Here is a 19,153-nt window from a genome sequence, read left to right on the forward strand (position 1 = left end):
CAGCATCGAATACCCCAGGAATCTGTGGGCTCCAGGTCCGCACCGTCGACCTGCCGCATCTGCACGCCTTCACCCGGGGCATGGACCGCGACCGCGACGCCGTGAACGCCGCGCTCACCCTTCCGTACAGCAACGGCCTCTAGATCAGAACTGGTCTACGTTTCTCGCAGATCCTGGTCATGTGCAGCAGAGCCATCTCCCCTTGGCCGAGAGAGAACGACTCCATCCGCCACCTGAATGACTTCACTATTCTCCCCCTCCTCGCCATCCACGAAGAAGATACCTGTGACATCAGGAAATCGGACAGCAATCTGCCGAAGGCACCCCTTCAGGAGATCAATCCCATCTCTTTGCACGCTGGCCCCATAGAAGACATGACCAATCCAATTTATTCGCACCGACTGATACAGCCAACCAGATAGGTAAAGATCACGCCGACTCGCCTCTCGACGCCAATTTTCCATATCTCCGCAGGATTGGATTATTTGTCTAATCTCTTCAATTTGTTCGAATTCGCAACTAATGTGGCCGCGAGCATCATAGTATCTAGCCATTCCTACCTAATCCGGGAACTACGCGAGCCCCCTTTTCTTCGATATACTTTACAACCGACGGATGGGCACCGTACTTGAACCAGTATTCAGCGCTCACGCCTCGCGATTCAGCCAGAGCAACGGTTCTTCTGATCTGCGCACGGGTGCTCTTACTCAGAAAATTTCGAGGCTTCAGTACTGCGGACATGCTGCGCTTAACCTGAATTATCGCGTCACTCGTCACAGCGTCGTACTCGTATCCGTCGATTAGTTCGGAAACGCCGCCGGTCTGTTTCCGTACCTGATCCTCATAATGCACATCCATAGCTTCGCCATGCTTGCCATCACGATACAGCCCCCGAGCATGGTCAGATAGTTCGGTTACGTCATCGCCGCAGTTGTGGACCAGCACCGGTTGGTTGCCGGCTACTACATGGTACGTGTGGACGTGGCTGATGGTGAGGTTGTGGACGACGGCTCGCGGGACGGTCCTGCGTTGGATGGCGGTGATCTGTACCCAGGTGCCGGAGCTGGTCTGGAGCCATTGGCCGGGTTGCAGGTCGGTGGCGTCGATCCACTCGCCCAGCTCGGGGACCCAAAAGGGGTGACCGTCGGTGGCGGTGATCTCGGCCGTCTCGCCGCCGTGGTGGCCGTCGGTGTCGATGGTGATCTTCACCAGGTGTTTGACGCCGTCGCCGGTGATGGTGGCGGCGACGGTCTCCACCTCGGTTTCGCCGGTTTCGGGGTCGGTGGCGATGACCTCGTCACCGGGCTTGACCTGTTCGATGGGTGTGGTGGTGCCGTCGGCCATCAGGACCTTGGTGCCGGGGGTGAAGCTGTTGCCGGGGTCCTCGCAGGAGTTGCCGCCGCTGGATCCGCCGTTGGAGCGGGATGAGGCGCCGGTGGTGCCGCCGGGTTTGGAGGTGTTCTTACCGCCGCCGCCGCTGGCTCGGCCGCCACCGCCGCTGGAGGCTTTGGGGTTGGTTTTGGCTTGGGCTTGTTTCTGGACGGGGTTGCCGGTTTTCTTGGATGCGTTGACGGCTTTGTTGCTGGTGGTGTTGGCCTTGTCGGCAGCCTTCTTCGCGAGGGCTTGGGCGGCGCGTTTGGCGCGTTCGGCGGCGGCTTTCTTCGCGTTCAGCGCGGCGGTTTCGGCGGCTCGGGCCGCGCGGAGGACGGACTGGGCGGCGGCTTTGGCTTTCTGCCAGGCTTTGATCGCGGAGAAGGTGCGTTCGACGGCTTTGACGATCCGGCTGAACGCTTTGAACATCTTGACGGCGGGGATGAACTCGGTGACCAGGTCGACGCAGGACCAGACGCTGCCGCCGAAGCAGCCCAGCGCGGCGTTAAGGCCGATGAACTCCTTCAACACGTCCCAGGCGACGGACAGGATGACCGAGGTCATGGTCCGGCCTGCGGCTGATCTGGCCTGGGCGACCTGCGCGGCGGACAGACCCGCCCCTGCCAGCGCAGCCGCCCGCTCCGACGAGGTGAGGCTGATCGACAGGCCGGTCGGGTCGGAGTGGGTGACGGGGTTGTTGTGGGCGTAGGTGTAGCCGTTGGCCTGGGCCGGGTCAGCCAGATCCAGCACCGGGTCAGCGGACAGGAACCGACCCACCGCCGGGTCGTACAGCCGCGCCCCGAGCGGCGTGTAGCCGGAGGAGTCGTCGCGGGTCGCACCGAGGAACCCGGTATGGGTCTGCAGATTCACCGCGAGGGGTGTGGTGGCGCGTTCGTTGCCGTACGGGTCGCGTTTGACGATCCGCACCGGCATGCCGGCCGAGGAGTTGACCTCCGCGTACGGGCTGCCCTGATGATCCGAGGCGAGCGCGGCGAGCGCGGCCGGGCTGGTGCCGTAGGCGTAACGCATCACCGCCCCACCCGGAACGGGATACGTGCGCTGGCTGACCACGTTCACCCCGCCAGCGGCGACCGTCAGCAGAGCGTCACCCAGGTGCAGGGTCGCCTGAGCGTCCTGCACCGTCAGCAGCCGGGCCCCGTCCGGGCCGTAGACATGCCGGGTCTCGTCCTGCGCCGACCACAACTGCGCCGTAGCGCCAGCGTCACAGGTGGCGAGGACGATCGGGGTCGCATTCGCCGTCGCCCCACCCAGGGTCGCCAGACACAACCCCGACACCACATGTTGCAGCTGACCGACCGCCGTACGGGTCAACCGCTGCCCGGCACCATCGTGACGACAGGTCGTCCCCGTCCGGCAGTTTCAGGCTGACACGGCCCGCGACGGCCGGACACTTGCTATAGCATCTATGCTATGGCCTGGGGTGTCGTGGAGCTGGAGCCGGAAGTAGAGAAGTGGTTGGAGAGTCTGCCGAGTGCCCTGTTCGCCCGGGCCGCGTTCTACGTCGACCTGCTGGCCGAGCAGGGGCCGCTACTGGGCGAGCCTTACACGAAGCAGCTTGATCGGAAACTCCGCGAGTTGCGGTTCCACCTTGAGCAGCACGCGGTGAGGGTCACCTACTGGATCGGGCCGGGAAGGCGGATCATCCTGCTGACGGTCTTCTTCAAAACCCGGATGCGTGAGGAGCGGGAGATCGACCGGGCGCGGCAGGCGTTGGCGCGGTGTATCGACGAGGCACACCAGGTCGAGGATGAGGAGGAGGTCTAGTCATGGGTGAGGGTGGCGGTTGGGCCGCGATGCGGGAGCGGCGGCTGGCTGAGCCGGGAGCCGCTGAGGCGTACGAGGCGGCGCGGTTGGCGTTCGAGCTCGGTCGTTCGGTGCGTGAGTTGCGTGAGCGTCGTGGTTGGAGTCAGACGCAGTTGGCCACGGCGTCGGGGATGACGCAGTCTGCGGTGGCCCGGTTCGAGGCTGGCGGCACCGTACCGACACTCGTGGTGCTGGAAAGACTGGCGACAGCGCTCGAGGTGAGCCTGAAGGTCGGCTTCGAACCACGCGACGCCGCCGCATAGCAGCCGGCTGGTCAGGGTCGTGGGGCGAGGCCGATGGTGGTGGCGAGGCGGGTCAGGTCGGGGGTGGGACTGGTCTGCAGGAGCGTGGCGACAACGGCGTGGGCGGTGGGTCGGGTGCGGGTTTCGGCGGGGGCGGTCTGGTCGGCGGTGATGATGGCGCGGGTGGCACCGGTGGGATTGCCGGTGTCGAGGTAGGCGTGGGTGATGTCGATCAGGTGGGCGGCGCGGTGTTCGGCGGGAAGCTCCCGCCAGCCGTGGCTGGTGGTGGCGTGTTGGTGGTGGGTCATGGCCTGGTGCGGGTTGCCGAGGATGGTGGCGATGTGGGCGCGGGCGAGGGTGACAGCGGTGGGTCCGAATCCGGTGGTGGTGTCGGCGTGGTCGGGTCGGCGTAGTCCGTGACAGGCTGCGGCGCGTCTGTCGGCGTGGTCGGTGAGCTGGTGGGCGGTGGTGGGGTCGTTGCCGGTGGCGGCGGCGAGGGCGGCTTCGATGAGCAGGGTGCCGGTGAGGGCGTGGTCGTCGGGTGCCGGGTGGTCGGTCGCGGCCGGGTCGATCAGCGGTACGGCGGTGAGCGCGGCCTGTACGGCGAGGGTGGGTCGGTGTAGGGCGCGTAACGCTTGGGTGAGGGCGATGGCGGCTGCGGCGGTGTGCCGGGGGCGGCCTGCGGCGGTGGTGATGGCGCGGTCGGCAGCGAGCCAGGCGAGGTGGGGTTCGTCGAGCTTGGTGAGTAGGTGTGCGGTGAGCCGGTAGACCCGGGTTTGCAGGTACGCGGCGTCGGGTGGGGCGTCGTTGGCGGTGGTGTGGCGGGTGTGGGTGAGCAGGTCGGGCAGTGTGCGGAGCAGTTGCGGGTAGTGGGCGTGCTGGTAGGCGCTGTGCGCGTACCGGATGCGGCGGTGCAGGTCGGCGGCGGACGGTGTGGGTTGGTCGGGGGCGGGGGTGTCGTAGCGGGCGAGGGCGGCGCGCAGGTGTTCGACGGCGGCGGCCGTGGTGTCGGTGGCGGGTTCGGGTCGGCTGCTGGTGGTGGGGGCGAGGATGGTTTCGGGGGTGACGCCGAGGACGGCGGCGACGGTGTGGACGACGGAGATGCGGTCGAGGGAGCGGATGCCGCGTTCGACCTTGTCGACCCAGGAGTGGGATTTGCCGATGCGGTCGGCGAAGACCTGCTGGGTGAGGCCGCGTCGGGCGCGCAGTTGGGCGATCCGCCGGCCGATGGGTAGTTCGGCGGTGCGGTGGCGGCCGGGCGCGGTGGTCATTGGTGCAGGCTGCGGTGGATGGCTTCGGTGGTCTCGCCGCAGCGCGGGCACCACCGGGATTTGATCCGGAATGTGAACAGGCCGAGGAGGAAGCCGGGCATCAGACCGGCGAAGACGATCGGTAGCAGTCTGGCGATCACGAGCACTCCGCTGTCGTGAACGGCGGCTCCGTCGAGGACTCCGATGCGTGCCGCCTGGTCGATAGCACACGGTGGTATGCGCCACACAGGACAGTAGAAGTGCTTCGTTGTTGATCTATTACTACTGGTTATGGCTACAGGTTGATTCCGAGTCGGCCAGCAAGTATCCGCAGGTCGTCGGGGACCGCGCGTCGTCGAGTGCGGTGCGTGATGGCGACGACCGCCTCGCGGGCGAGTGGGTTCAACGCGAACGGCGCCGGCGCGGCCCGTTCGGCCTGGACGAACGCCGCCAACGCCTCGGCGTCGCGGCGCCCACTGGCGGAGAACGCCCGGCCGAGGTCGAGCCAGTAGGACTGGTGACGGATGGCGGCGACGAGGGTCTGCGGACGTACTGTACGGGACAGCTCGATGACGCGGCCGTGTTCGCCCTGTTCGGCGGCTATCGACATTTCCCAGAGGCCGACGTTGGTCGGCCCGAAGCCGCACCCGTTGAAGCCCGCGCCGTCGACTGGATCCCCGAGGCTTGCCGCCTCCCTGGCCGCCTCGGTCAGGTGATCACGAGCGTTGTCCACCCGGCCACTGACAGCGCAGGTCAGTGCTGCCGCAAGGTGCAGCTGGCCGAGCATCTGCCGTACTCGCTCGTCGGCGGCGTCGGTCTGGACCTCGGCCAGCGACCGGTCTGCGGCTCGTGCCGCGAGTGCGGCGGACTCGATCGGCAAACTCTGGGTGTACGCGAACCGCGCCGCGCCGATCCATGCTGGGTCCTCGACGTCCTCGGCGGCTGTCACCGCGATCCGGGCGGCGTTCAACGCGAGATGCCGGTAGCCGAGGTTCCGCAAGCAGGTCGAGGTCAGGTAAGCCGCCTGAGCGAGCGTCGTCCCACCGACAGCGGCGGCAGCGTGCAGCAACCCGGGCAGCATCGGTGCCATCGCCGGGTAGTTCGCACTCGCCCTGAGCTGGTCAGCACGAGCGATCCGGGCGGCAAGCTCCTCAGCGCTGCCGGCAACTGGCTGCCGCTCGCCGTCCTCGATCTCGATCAGCGCGGACCAGATCTGCGGAACGCGCGCCCCCGCCCGCTCCCGTGCCGGATCCCCCGCCTCGGTGCCCTGGCCAAGCAGGTCAGCCACGGTGACCTGAAGAGCACTCGCGATAGCGACCAAAGTGGAGCGACGGTCGATACTCTTGCGCCCCGACTCCAACTGCGAAATGTACGACTGACTGACGCCAGCCAGGCCAGCGAGCACCCCCTGGCTCATCCCGCCCCGGCGCATCCGCCAGTACCGGATCCGTGCACCAACCGTGTTCACGTTCTCAGGCATACCGTCGCCTACCTCCTAGGCAGCGGGCCAGTCACCGACCGCTGGCCCGGCCGGCAGGCTCGCTACCTCGACCGTACCCGTCCCGAAGACCCGCGCGCGCCCTGACCTGTGTCCTCACTCGCGACAGTGGCGATCTTCCCAGCTTCGACAACGACCACGAGTCGCCGCTCCGCGTCTCAGTACATCGACCCGACCACGTGTCATTGGGTGGATGCAATAGCAGATGTCGAGCGCAAGTGCAGGGCTGTTGCGTAGTCGGTTGAGAGCTGGCTGAGCTGGGAGTCCGGGAGGAGTTCCGGGGTCTATGCAGGACGGGCGCGGCCCGTTGGTGATCATGAAGTTGCGAAGCCACATGATCACGAGAAGGACCGCACCCGCCGATGCCATCATCACCCACCGAGATTCTGCTGCCGCACCGGCCCACCGATACGCCACCACCGGCGGCGGTCACTGACAGCGAGCATCACGTCCTGTTCGTCGCGTTGGGGGCGGTGCCCGATCCGCGTGATCCGCGTGGCCGCCGCTACCCCCTGGTCAGCGTGCTCGCCGTCGCGGTGTGCGCGGTGCTGGCCGGGGCGTGTACCTTCGCCGCGATCGCCGACTGGGTACGGGACCTGGACCGCGTCTCGTGGGTGAGGCTCGGCTTCACCGACCGGGTCCCTGCCGCGACCACGGTGTGGCGGCTGTTGATCCGCGTCGACGCGCAGGCCCTGTCGACGGTGCTGGCCAGCTGGCTACTGGCACGCACGACACCCGTCACCCGCAGCGGGCGGCGGAGGCGCCTCGTCATCGCCGTCGACGGCAAGGTCGTGCGCGGCGCCCGACTCGCCGACGGACGTCAGGTCCATCTGCTGTCTGCCTACGACACCAGCACCGGCGTCGTGCTCGCCCAGGTCCAGATCGCCGCGAAGTCGAATGAGATCCCGGCGTTCACACCCCTGCTGCGCCTGGTCGCCGCCCAGCTGGGATCGCTGACCGATGTCCTGGTCGTCGCGGACGCCCTGCACGCCCGGAACCGGACACGCCGAGTACCTGGCCGCCGCCGGCGGGCATCTGATGGTCACGGTCAAAGCCAGCCAGCCGACCACGTTCGCCCAGCTCAAAGCTGTTCCCTGGGCGCAGGTCCCGGTCGGAGCGCGGACCCGCGACACCGGACACGGCCGAACGGAGACCCGCACCGTCAAGGCCGTCACCGTGGCGACACCCGGCGGGCTCGGCTTCCCCCACGCCCGGCAGGCCGTCCGGATCACCCGTACCCGTACGGTCAAGGGCAGGACCAGCCGCGAAACGGCGTACCTGACCGTGTCCCTGCCCGCTGGACAGGCCCAACCCGCCGACCTCGGTGCCTGGGCACGGGCAGAGTGGCATATCGAGAACCGCCTGCACTACGTCCGCGATGTCACGTTACGTGAGGATGCCCATCACGCCCGGATCGGCAACGGACCAGCCGTCTTCGCCACACTCCGTAACACCACGGTCGGCTACCACCGCGGCAACGGCGAACCCAACATCGCCCGCGCCACCCGACGAGCGAACCGCCGTTCTACAGACCTCATCGACGCCGTGACCAGGAGTTACCCGACTACGCAATAGCCCTGAGCGCAAGTGGACGTTCGCTCCGACCAAAGCTTATGCGTTTCGACGCCGCAACTGAGCCTCGGCCTCCTCGCGAACAATCTCGTCGCCATCCTCGCGCAGTCCCAGCAGAGCCCGCTCGGCCTCTGTTCCAGGCGTTCCGCCAAGACCCCAAATGGCCTTGACTGCCAGCGCCCTATTCTCATCCCAGTCGAGATAGTCGGGAATCCAGGTTGCCGCGTGATGCATGGCAGCAGTTGCGCCGGGGTCCTTTAGTTTGCCCAGCATGGAAACAACATTCTCGTGCTGCTGATGCCAGACTTCATATACCAATCCAACCAGCAACGCGAGATGCTCTGCGCCGAAGCCGAAAATATTGCAGACTATGATTGCAGCTTCAAGCTCAATCGGAGCCTTATCGTTGATCGCCTCACGCAGCAAATGCAGGCCAAGTCCGCGACCGTCATCTGTATCGAAGTGCCGAAGGATGTCGCCCCTCGAAATCTCCTTCTCTCGACCGGGAGCACTAACGAAAGAGAACACCAGATCGCAATCCTCAGGACTCATCGGACCTTCTCGAAGTTAGTGATTGCTTTATTGAATATTTTGAGTGCCGTTCCGCCACCCAGGCCGATATTTATGTGGCCAGCGCCTTCACCCTTGAAGAAGGCGAATTTATTGCGCCACCCTCTCATTACTAAAGGCATTCCGGGATAGCGCCTTGCGGTAACTGCTGAATTATTTCGAACGCCAATACTTTCGAGTGCCGCCGTGGTTCCTTCTTCAACTGTGAATCTTACCAGCACGCCCTCGTACGCTTCCGAGAAGGCCTGCGTAGGTGAAATAAACGTTTCACGGGTCGCAGAAATTCCACCGCCCGAGTCAAGGATATCGAAATGTTCCTGACTCATCGTTCGATAGTACGTCTCGCCGCCACCGCCTCCGCCGCTGGATCCGCCGTTGGAGCGGGATGAGGCGCCGGTGGTGCCGCCGGGTTTGGAGGTGTTCTTACCGCCGCCGCCGCTGGCTCGGCCGCCACCGCCGCTGGAGGCTTTGGGGTTGGTTTTGGCTTGGGCTTGTTTCTGGACGGGGTTGCCGGTTTTCTTGGATGCGTTGACGGCTTTGTTGCTGGTGGTGTTGGCCTTGTCGGCAGCCTTCTTCGCGAGGGCTTGGGCGGCGCGTTTGGCGCGTTCGGCGGCGGCTTTCTTCGCGTTCAGCGCGGCGGTTTCGGCGGCTCGGGCCGCGCGGAGGACGGACTGGGCGGCGGCTTTGGCTTTCTGCCAGGCTTTGATCGCGGAGAAGGTGCGTTCGACGGCTTTGACGATCCGGCTGAACGCTTTGAACATCTTGACGGCGGGGATGAACTCGGTGACCAGGTCGACGCAGGACCAGACGCTGCCGCCGAAGCAGCCCAGCGCGGCGTTAAGGCCGATGAACTCCTTCAACACGTCCCAGGCGACGGACAGGATGACCGAGGTCATGGTCCGGCCTGCGGCTGATCTGGCCTGGGCGACCTGCGCGGCGGACAGACCCGCCCCTGCCAGCGCAGCCGCCCGCTCCGACGAGGTGAGGCTGATCGACAGGCCGGTCGGGTCGGAGTGGGTGACGGGGTTGTTGTGGGCGTAGGTGTAGCCGTTGGCCTGGGCCGGGTCAGCCAGATCCAGCACCGGGTCAGCGGACAGGAACCGACCCACCGCCGGGTCGTACAGCCGCGCCCCGAGCGGCGTGTAGCCGGAGGAGTCGTCGCGGGTCGCACCGAGGAACCCGGTATGGGTCTGCAGATTCACCGCGAGGGGTGTGGTGGCGCGTTCGTTGCCGTACGGGTCGCGTTTGACGATCCGCACCGGCATGCCGGCCGAGGAGTTGACCTCCGCGTACGGGCTGCCCTGATGATCCGAGGCGAGCGCGGCGAGCGCGGCCGGGCTGGTGCCGTAGGCGTAACGCATCACCGCCCCACCCGGAACGGGATACGTGCGCTGGCTGACCACGTTCACCCCGCCAGCGGCGACCGTCAGCAGAGCGTCACCCAGGTGCAGGGTCGCCTGAGCGTCCTGCACCGTCAGCAGCCGGGCCCCGTCCGGGCCGTAGACATGCCGGGTCTCGTCCTGCGCCGACCACAACTGCGCCGTAGCGCCAGCGTCACAGGTGGCGAGGACGATCGGGGTCGCATTCGCCGTCGCCCCACCCAGGGTCGCCAGACACAACCCCGACACCACATGTTGCAGCTGACCGACCGCCGTACGGGTCAACCGCTGCCCGGCACCATCGTCACACCGCTGCAACTGCACCAACGAGCCGGCCGTCGTCCCGACCGGCTGCAGACACCAGTCGTCGTAGACCCGCATCGACCCCAGATCCGCATCCACCTGACCCGGGGCCACGGTGAACGCCCACCGCTGCGGCGGGGTCCGGTTGCACGAGTGCAACTGGATCCGCTGCCCCGGCACCGCCAACCCGTACGCCAGGTCCAGACAGTGCCCCGCCGGACCCACCCAGGCGGTCTTACCGCCCTGGCCCTGCCCGGCGATCCGCTCGACCTGCCCGTCCCACGTCCACGACAGCGTCTGGGCGTCGCCGGTCTGCAACGACGACACCGACTTCGTCTCACCGGTCGCCTCGTACAGCCGCTTCGCCTCGGCCGTCACCTGCGCACCCGACAGGGTCACATACTGCTTACGGACCGACGTCAACGTGCGCGGCTGCGAACCGTCCAGCTTCCCGTACGTGTAGGTGCTGGTCGCGTCTTTCGCGACGTCACCACCGAGGTCCTTCTCGACCAGCCGGGTCCGGTTACCGAGCAGATCGTACTCGTACTCCTGCCAGTAGCCGGCACCGTCCGCACCGGACGCCACCATCGCCGCCGACGGCACCGCCGCGCACGAGGACTGATCGGCCGACGTCCACGCCCGGGTCAGCTGACCCACCCCGTCGTAGCTGAAACACTGCCGCTCCGCGATCCCGGTCGCGTGCTCCCGGACCGCGGTGACGTTCCCGGCCGCGTCGTAACCGTACGACCGCTGCGACACCAGGTTCCCGGGCACGACCGCCTGATCACCGGTCTGCTCCCGGAACACCCGCTGGTCGAGCAGCGCGCCGCTGGCGTCGTCGTACGACGCCGTGGTCCACACCCGGTACGGCTGCGCGCCCAACGTCGACCGCAGCACCTGCCCGTACGGCGAGTAGACCGTCTCCGCGCCGTACCAGTCCTGACCGGACACCGACAGCGGCAGCCCGTCGGCCGTGTAGCGGACCAGGACCTCCTCGGCCGGCAACCGACCCACCGCCGGCATCCGCACCGACGCCGGCAGCCCGGTGTCGGTGTAGGAGTAGGAGTACGTGTACGACCGGGCCAGCCCCCAGGTGTCGGCGATCTCCTGCGGCAGCGTCAACGTCGTCGACGTCGGCTGGTAGTCGTCGGTGTAGCCGCCGATCTGCTGGGTGTACGCCAACCCGTCGGTGTAGCGGGTCGCCGTCGCCGGCAGCCCGGTGCCGCCCGGCGCGGTGTCGTAGCTGTACTCGGCCAGCAGGGTGCCGGCCGGCCCGTCGAGTCGCTGTGCCACCGGCCGGGACAGTTCGTCGTAGCCGTTCCAGACGGTGACGTCGCGGGCGTTGGTGGTGGTGAGCGGCCGGTCCCGGTGGTCGTACCCGATGGTGGTGGTGCCGGTGTCCGGGTCGTTCGCGGCGGTCAGCCGGCCCCGCTGGTCGTAGGACCAGGTCCACGGGTGGTCAAGGGCTTCCGAGTGGTACGCGCGGGCGAGTTGGCCACGGGCGTCGTGCTCGTACCGCATGGTGGTGAACGCGGTGCGGGCGGCGTCGGTGAAGGTGTCGACCCGGGTGGTACGGCCGATGGCGTCGGACCAGACCCGGTACGACGGCGCGCCGGCCGGGTTGATCACGGTGGAGTGGTCGGTGCCGTACTCGTAGCGGGTGGCCCGTTCGGGTGCGTCGGTGCCCCGCAGCACCGGCATCTCGGTGAGTACCCGGCCGAGGCCGTCGTAGGTGTAGCGGGTGGCGTTCGGCACGGTGGTGTCGGCGAGCGGGGTGAACAGCCGGCCACTCGGTGCGCCGTCGGCGTAGTAGGCGTTGTTGGTCTGCCAGATCTCACCGGAGGTGTTGTAGAGGGTGTCGCTGATGAGCCGGCCGCCGCCGACGGCTTCCTGCTGGCTCTGCCGTTCCCGGCCGAGTCCGTCGTAGAGGGTGACGGTGGTTTCGACCCGGTTCTCGTGGCCGCGGCTGCGGGTGACCACGTACGGCGGTTTGCCGGCCGGCAGGTGGTATTCGGCGCTGAAGTCGGGGATCGCGCCGGCGGTCGGGGTCCGTCCGGGGGCCCAGGCTTCGACGAGGCGGCCCAGCGGGTCGTACGTGGCCTGGCTGACGTGGCCGTTCGGGTCGGTGCTGCGGACGGCGACGCCCCGGCCGGGGTCGACCTCGACGGTCTGGCTGTGGCCCAGCGAGTTGCGCTCGGTCACCCGGTACGCCTGCCCGGTGGCCGGCTCGAACGTGGTCGTCGAGGTCTTTCCGTCCGGGTCGGTACGGGAGGTGACCCGGCCCAGCTCGTCAAAGGCGACGGTGCCGTCGGGCTGGTAGCCGCTGCCGTCGGCCTTGAGCGACCAGGAGCTGGTGACCAGGGCCCGGGTCGAGGCGGTCAGGGCGGCGCCGTACGCCTGGTTGTCGTAGCCGACCCGGCTGGCCGCGCTCAGCGTCGTCAGGTCGTCGAAGTTGGCGTCGGCGCAGAGGGTGGGGCTGGTCCGCACCTGCCGGGTCAGGCCGATGACGTGCTTGTCCGTCCGGTGGACGTAGCCGAAGTTGGTGCAGGACTCGTCGCCGGTGCGGCCGGTGTCGCCGAGTGACTCGACGCGGGTCGGTAGCCCGTACGTCGACTCGTAGGTGGTGCGGGTTTCGACGACCCGTTGGGTACGGGTGTCGTCGCCGGTGCCGGAGGACCGGGTGTAGGTGACCTGCCGGGGTTCGGTGACCCGCCAGGCGCGCAGTGGGCTGAGCCCGTCGTCGCGGTCGCGGCGGGCCAGTTCGGTGGCGGCCGGTACGGTGACGCTGCGGGTCAGCCAGGCAGTGTCGGCGTCGTCGGCGCTGGTGTAGGTGAGTTCCTCGGCGATGCGGCCGGCGAACGGTTCGGCGTCGGCGGCGATGACGGTGCCGTCGATGTCGCGGACGGAGACGCTGTCGCCCATGCCCCGGAAGTAGCGGGTCACCGACTTGGTCCGGGCGCTTCCGATGGCCGGGTCGTCGTCGCCGGTGACGACGGTGACCTTGGCGAAGCCGGCGAACTGCGAGTACGTCCGAGTGGACTTCTTGGTGAACTCCTGCTCGGCGAGTTTCCAGCCGGCGTCGGCGTAGGAGTAGCGGGTGACGGTCGGGAACGCCCCGTCGATCGCGGGTAGTTCCTCGACGGTGTCGACGACGTACTTGTGGAACCAGTCGATGTCCTCGACGGCCGGGTCCGGGTGCCAGAACGACGGATAGCAGAGCCGGGTGTTGGCTTTCAACGCGGCAGTGTCGTTCTTGCCGGGCAGGCCGGTGCCGGTGGCGCAGGCCCCGGTCGGCTGCTTGTACGTGACGATCGTTTCGCCGCCGTACTCGTTGATGACGCGGCCGATGCGCAGCCGGGAGAAGTTGGGCCGGTCGTCGCGGCGGACCCGGTTGGGCATGTCGTCGGGGTGTGCCTCGAAGCGGACGGCGTTGAGCGCGATCGTGCCGGCGCCGTCGCGGCCGTGTCCGGTACGGGTGACCGACTCCAGCCACAGGGCGGTGTTCAGCCCGGTCCGCAGGATCGGGAAGGACTGCTTGAGCCGGTACTCGTCGACGGTCTGCAGGGCGGTGGAGCCGGACTGCCGCTGCGCCGAGGTGGTGATCCTGTCGAGGCGTTTGCGGGTGAAGAACGCCGGGGACGAGTTCCAGCATTTCTGCCCGGCGGTGCAGTGCAGGTCGGCGGGTGTGTCGTACCAGATCCGGTAGTTGTTCGGGTTGGTGCTGGTGAAGTTGGCGTCGGTGCAGGTCAGTGCGCCTTCGGCGAAGCAGCGTTCGGCGACGGTGAAGGAGACCCGGGCCAGCGGCGCGGCCGTGTACATGCTGTCGGCGCGTTGGCCGTAGTCGATCCGGGTCAGGTAGCCGCTGCGGTCGTAGCGGACCGGGTCCTTGAAGTTGAAGTTGCGGGCGTAGTAGTTGGTCTCCTTGGCCCACCACAGGCTCATCGCGTTGCCGTGCACGTCCTCGACGTAGTCCAGCGACCAGCGCCACGCCTGGGTGCAGGCCGACCCGGCCCAGTTTCCGGCCTGGTAGCAGGGCTCACCGGCGTGGTTGCCGTACACCGGCACGGTCAGCACCGAGTTGGTCACCGGGTCCCCGGTGGACCAGCCGGGCAGCCGGTGCCGGCCGAACCAGTGCCGGGTGCCGTCGCGGGTGGTGACCACCCAGTACTCGCCGTCGGCGTCGCCGTTGGCCAGCCCCGCGTCGGTGAGCAGCTCGACGCGGGAGCCGTCGCCGTTGGCCGTGGTCCAGGTTCCGGCGTCCCACACCAGTTCGGTGGTCATGCCACCAAGTGACAGGGTGGCGTTGTTCGACCCCCAGCACAGGTCACCGGTGCGGTGGCTGGCGTTGTTGGATCCGGCCTTTGTCGAGTCCTGCCGGCAGTTGGCGTAGCTGCGGGTGATCGAGCCGGCGGCGTAGTCCCAGCCGTCGCCGATCCAGGAGGCCTGGTTGTTGGTGGCCGAGGTCCGCCCGTCCACCGACTGCGACGAGTACGAGAGGTTGACCTGCGGCATCAGTCCGCCGGTCGCCTCCGGCACCTCGATCTGGTAGCCGTAGGTGAACGCGCCGGAGGAGGAGCCGGCGGCCCAGGAACCGGAGGAGAGCAGCGGGGTGGCGGTGTAGTCGCCGGCTGCCGACGCGCCGGTGTCCAGCACACCGACCACGCTCGACGAGGTGGACGAGGCGGCGGACCGGCCGGCGTCCGACGACGCGGCGAGCAGCGCGCCGACCGGCACGGTGCCGCTGACCACCCGTCGGGTCGACTCCACCGCGACCTGGCTGGCGATCGGGGTGATCTCGCCGGTGTCGGTGACTCCGGAGCCGCCGGCCTGTGCGCCGGCGCGTTCGCCGACGCCGCCGTCGCCGGTGGCGCAGTCGCCGCCGTCGGGGTCGTCGTAGACGCAGTCGGGCAGCAGCAGGAAACCGAACCGGTCGGCGGCCTGTGGCCCGTACAGGTCGGCGAAGGTGGTGTAGTCGACGGTGAGCGCCACCTCGGCGGCCGGGTCGGCGGACGCCGGCGGGGTGATCTTCATGATCAGGCCGGCCACGCCGGCGGCCTGGGACGCTTCGGGGGCGGCGAGGCCGACGGCCCAGTTGCCGGCAAGTGCCGCCGGATCACCATTTTCCGGTACGCCGAGCGCCACCGGCAGGTCGTCGACCGGTAGCGTCTCGCCGGGCGCCACGCCGGTCAGGTCCACTGTGCCGTCGCCGGAGGACCAGGGGGTCACCGCCACCGGCTCGTACGGCACCACCGGCACCTCGTCGGCGGTGGTGAGGTCGGACTCGGCGGACTCGTCCTGGTGCAACTGGGGGGTCTGCGGCAGGTCGGGGAGCTCGACCTGCAGTCCTTCGCGGCTCATCCCGGGGCCGGGCACGGCCCACGCCTGCGCGGGCAGCACCGTCACGGTCATGACGACTGTGAGCAGCAGCAGGGTGGCGCGGCGGGCGCGTTGCCGGATGGTGTGCCCCCGTCCGGTACGGGCGGCTCGGTCGCCCTGCTGCCAGGACAGTGGACCGGTTCCACGCATGCGCGTCGACTCCCAGGCGTGAAGACAATGCGGACGGACCGCGAGAGCACACGCTGGGCGCGGCACGGTCGTGAGCACTGTGCGTCAGATTGAGCCGACACTCAAGTGACATTGGGGAGCCCCGAACGGAGCCGGAGTGAGCTCGGTCACGGGTCAATGCCGGTCGAGTGCCGTCGATCTGGTTAGGAACCGATCAAATGCACCAATCCCAATATTTGGATCAGTTGTTCTCGACAAATACGACACTCGATCACGAAGCTGGCGGTCATGACATCGATAAGTGTCGTATGTAACGGATTTATAACGACATTGATGCATGACCTGGCGGCGCGAGTCGTGCGATCGTGACCGGGCTTCTGCACCGCAGCTTGTCGGCCGGGCGCAGTGGCGTCCACAGTGCCCTCTGCCCGCCGGGTCCCACGGGAGTAGCTCGCAGTGACCGCGTCTCGCCTGATCAGCCCCTTCGTGCGCACCCGTACCCGGCTCACCGTGACGGTGGCGCTGATCTCGACCGCGCTCGTCGCCACCACCCTGCCGTGGATCGTGCCCGCCCTCGACCGGACCGCGCCGCAGCAGCCCGCCGAGGCCGCGCCCGCCGCCCCACGCGACGAAGCCGCCGCCTTCGACGAGGCACGACGCACCGGCGAAGAGGTGCTGATCGACACCGACACCACCGCCACCGCCCAGACCTGGGCGCGACCCGACGGACAGCTCCGCACCACCACGCACTCGATCCCGCAACGGGCGCGGAACGCGTCCGGACAGTGGGCCGCCATCGACACCAACCTGACCCAGATCGCCGCCGCAGACAACGGTCTGGGCGTACGACCGGTCAACCCCGCGACGCCGGTCCGCTTCTCCAGCGGCGGCCCCGCCGCCCGGTACGCCCCCGCCCGGTACCAGCCCGACACCGCTCCGCCTGTCGTCCACAGCGTGCTCGCCGAGCTGGACATCGACGGACACACCGTCGCGTACACCTGGCCAGGACCACTGCCCGAGCCCGTCCTCGACGGTTCCCGCGCCCTCTACCCGGAGGTACTGCCCGGCGTCGACCTTCTGCTGGTCGTCCGCGACGACGGCGGCTTCGGACAGCTGCTGATCGTCAAGACGCCGCAGGCCGCGGCTCTGGAGGCCGTCCAGCAGATCAGCTACGGGCTGCGGTCGACCACCGCCGTGTTCCGGCACGACCCCGTCACCGGCGGAGTCTCCGTCCTCGACGGGACCAGCGGCACCGAGATCAGTTCCATCCCCACCCCGTTCGCCTGGGACTCCTCCGGCCGCGACGACGAAGCCCCCGATGCGCCACCGCGTACCTCCGTGGCCACCACCGCCGACGTCCTGCGCCTGTCCGGGCTCAGCGGCGCCGAACCCGGTGCCGCTATCGCCCCCATGCCCAGCAGCCTCGACGGCGACGGCACCGGCGACGCCCGACTGCGACTGGACGCCGCCGCCACCGGCCTGCTCGACAACGCGGACGTACGTTTCCCGCTCTTCCTCGACCCGACGATGCGCAGCACCACCCAGGCATGGGCGACCGTCTACAGCCAGTACCCGAACACCAACACCTGGAACGGCACCAACTTCAACAACGGCACCACCGAGGCCCGGGTCGGCTACGAGCAGGACACCCCGCTGCGGGCCCGCACCTACTGGCGGATGGCCTTCGACACCCGGATGAAGGGCGCCACGGTCAGCTCAGCCACGTTCCGGGTGCTCAACATCCACTCCTGGTCCTGCAACGCTCGGGAGATGCAGCTGTGGCTGACCGGGGCCATCTCGTCGGGCACCACCTGGAACAAGCAGCCAGGTTGGCTCACCCAACAGCAGCGACGAAGCTTCGCTCACGGCTACGGCAGTCAGTGCGCCGACGCGTACGTCGGCTTCAACGTGCTCCAGGGCGCACAGGTCGGTGCCGACAACGGCCTGTCCCAGGTCACCTTCGTCATGCGCGCCACCGATGAATCGGACACCCTGACCTGGCGCAAGTTCCGGGTCAGTGCCACCGAGCTGACCGTCGTGTTCAACCGGCCGCCGGCCGAGCCGACCAACGGTACGGTCTCACCCGGCGGCGCGTGTGCACCCAGCCCCGCACCCCCCACCGTGGTCGGCCGGACCAACCTCGTGCTGGCGGCCACCGGCAGCGACGCCGACGGCAACCTGCGCGGCCTGCGGTTCCGGTTCTGGAAGGAAGGGACCACCGCACCGCCCGGAACGCTCGTCACCAGTCTCAGCAACGGCAGGGCCAGCCTCACCATCCCGGCCACTACGCTGGAGGACCGGGCCACCTACACCTGGGACGTCCGGTCCGAGGACACCGACGGAGAGGTGTCCACCTGGTTCCCACCCGGCAGCCCCCTGTGCCGGGTCGTCATCGACGCCTCCGCGCCGCCGGCACCCGTCGTCGTCAGCGACGACTTCCCCGCCGCCACGCCCGACGCCGCCACCTGGGCCAGCGTGAAGTTCGGCCAGACCGGAGCGGTGACGTTCACCGCGGCCGACGCCGCCCGGTTCAGCTACGCACTCGGCGGCCTGGAGACGACCTACGTCGACGCCACCGCCGGCACCGCGACGGTCCCGGCCCTGCGGCCACGACACTCCGGGCCGACGACCCTGCAGGTGTACGCCTACGACACCGCCGGCAACCGCAGCGCCCGTACCGACTACACGTTCTACGTACCGCCGCGTGACGTCGCCGACGGACCGGGCGATACCGGCGGCGACGGACGACCCGACCTGACGGTCATCGACGCCGACGGCCACCTGCGGACCTACCCCGGCGACGCCGGCGGCGCCCTGTACGAGTCCCTGCCTGCCTCCTACCGCGCCGGCGACCAGCTCAACCCGGCCGGACACTGGTTCGACCCGGCGAGCGGCCGGGCCGCGCTGATCACCAAGTACGGTGACGCCTTCCCTGGTGACGGCGTGACCGACCTGTTCGCCCGCACCCCCGACGGCGGCTTCTGGCTCTACCCCGGCGACGGGTACAGCAGCTTCGACGTTGACGACCGGATCCGGGTGCAGTTGCCGCCCGGTGTGCCGGACCCGGCCACCTGGACCCAGCTCAAGGCCGTCGGTGACATCACCGGTGACAAGCACCCCGACCTGGTGCTGCGCGCCGGCACCGCGTTCTGGACGTTGAGCGGCTACACCGGGGCAAGCTTCCAGCAGGCGACTCTGATGGACGGCACCGCCTGGGCCCGCCAGGAGATCGTCAACGTGGCCGACATCGACCAGGACGGCACCCCGGACCTGCTCTGGCGGCACCTGGACAACGGCATCATGTACGTCCGACACGGCCGGCCCGGCACCGTCGCAGGCAGCGTCGACCTGAACTCGTTGAAGACGGCGGCGGCTTCCCGCAATGGTGACGTCTCCTACGGCACCGGCTGGTCCGCCGCGAGCGTCGACCTGGTGGTCGGCACTCCCGATTTCAACGGTGACGGCATCCCTGACATGTGGGCCCGGTGGACATCGGACGGACAACTGCGGGTCTACCACCCCTCCACCACCAATGCGGGAACCAACGTACGGATCCTCTCCAGCACGGTCTATCCGGGAATGAAGGGTCTTGGCTGACCCTGGCGGACAGCACGACGTTCGGCGATGATCCGTGCCGAT

The 19,153-nt window shown here is 68.3% G+C and carries 9 protein-coding genes and 2 pseudogenes; 5 read left to right on the forward strand and 6 right to left on the reverse strand.

What is annotated here, in order from left to right:
* Nucleotides 1–546: 546 nt before the first annotated feature.
* Nucleotides 547–2,721, reverse strand: a pseudogene (locus tag O7623_RS15490) (restriction endonuclease fold toxin); the annotation flags it as partial.
* A gap of 81 nt (nucleotides 2,722–2,802) precedes the next feature.
* On the opposite strand from O7623_RS15490, the gene O7623_RS15495 reads away from it, so the two are divergent.
* The gene (locus tag O7623_RS15495) at nucleotides 2,803–3,156 is read left to right on the forward strand and encodes a type II toxin-antitoxin system RelE/ParE family toxin (RefSeq protein ID WP_282223758.1); all 354 of its coding nucleotides are present in this window, start codon (nucleotides 2,803–2,805) and stop codon (nucleotides 3,154–3,156) included.
* Between the two features lie 2 nt (nucleotides 3,157–3,158).
* A complete protein-coding gene (locus O7623_RS15500) occupies nucleotides 3,159–3,458 on the forward strand; it encodes a helix-turn-helix transcriptional regulator (RefSeq protein ID WP_282223759.1) in 300 nt (99 codons plus the stop codon).
* A gap of 11 nt (nucleotides 3,459–3,469) precedes the next feature.
* On the opposite strand, the gene O7623_RS15505 is transcribed toward O7623_RS15500, so the two are convergent.
* From O7623_RS15505 to O7623_RS15515, 3 genes are all read right to left on the reverse strand, one after another.
* A complete protein-coding gene (locus O7623_RS15505) occupies nucleotides 3,470–4,708 on the reverse strand; it encodes a helix-turn-helix domain-containing protein (RefSeq protein ID WP_282223760.1) in 1,239 nt (412 codons plus the stop codon).
* The gene (locus tag O7623_RS15510; RefSeq protein WP_282223761.1) at nucleotides 4,705–4,848 is read right to left on the reverse strand and encodes a hypothetical protein; all 144 of its coding nucleotides are present in this window, start codon (nucleotides 4,846–4,848) and stop codon (nucleotides 4,705–4,707) included. Before O7623_RS15510 ends, O7623_RS15505 begins: the two co-directional genes overlap by 4 nt.
* Nucleotides 4,849–4,982: 134 nt before the next feature.
* Nucleotides 4,983–6,167, reverse strand: a complete 1,185-nt coding sequence (locus O7623_RS15515) for a helix-turn-helix transcriptional regulator (RefSeq protein WP_282223762.1) — start codon at nucleotides 6,165–6,167, stop codon at nucleotides 4,983–4,985.
* A gap of 380 nt (nucleotides 6,168–6,547) precedes the next feature.
* Between O7623_RS15515 and O7623_RS15520 the strand changes: the two are divergent.
* Nucleotides 6,548–7,129, forward strand: a pseudogene (locus tag O7623_RS15520) (ISAs1 family transposase); the annotation flags it as partial.
* 16 nt (nucleotides 7,130–7,145) lie between these two features.
* On the forward strand, nucleotides 7,146–7,760 hold the full coding sequence (locus O7623_RS15525) for an ISAs1 family transposase (protein WP_282223763.1): 615 nt from the start codon (nucleotides 7,146–7,148) through the stop codon (nucleotides 7,758–7,760).
* A 36-nt stretch (nucleotides 7,761–7,796) separates the two neighbouring features.
* Here the strand turns inward: O7623_RS15525 and O7623_RS15530 are convergent, their stop codons facing one another.
* Both O7623_RS15530 and O7623_RS15535 read right to left on the reverse strand, forming a co-directional pair.
* A complete protein-coding gene (locus O7623_RS15530) occupies nucleotides 7,797–8,309 on the reverse strand; it encodes a hypothetical protein (RefSeq protein ID WP_282223764.1) in 513 nt (170 codons plus the stop codon).
* Nucleotides 8,306–15,535 carry an RHS repeat-associated core domain-containing protein gene (locus O7623_RS15535; protein WP_282223765.1) on the reverse strand — a complete coding sequence of 2,410 codons (7,230 nt, stop codon included), beginning with the start codon at nucleotides 15,533–15,535 and terminating at the stop codon, nucleotides 8,306–8,308. Before O7623_RS15535 ends, O7623_RS15530 begins: the two co-directional genes overlap by 4 nt.
* Before the next feature lie 435 nt (nucleotides 15,536–15,970).
* Here O7623_RS15535 and O7623_RS15540 point away from each other — a divergent pair, with 435 nt between their 5' ends.
* Nucleotides 15,971–19,111 carry a DNRLRE domain-containing protein gene (locus O7623_RS15540; RefSeq protein WP_282223766.1) on the forward strand — a complete coding sequence of 1,047 codons (3,141 nt, stop codon included), beginning with the start codon at nucleotides 15,971–15,973 and terminating at the stop codon, nucleotides 19,109–19,111.
* Nucleotides 19,112–19,153: the final 42 nt, after the last annotated feature.

This window comes from Solwaraspora sp. WMMD791 (genome assembly GCF_029581195.1).
Taxonomy (GTDB): domain Bacteria; phylum Actinomycetota; class Actinomycetes; order Mycobacteriales; family Micromonosporaceae; genus Micromonospora_E.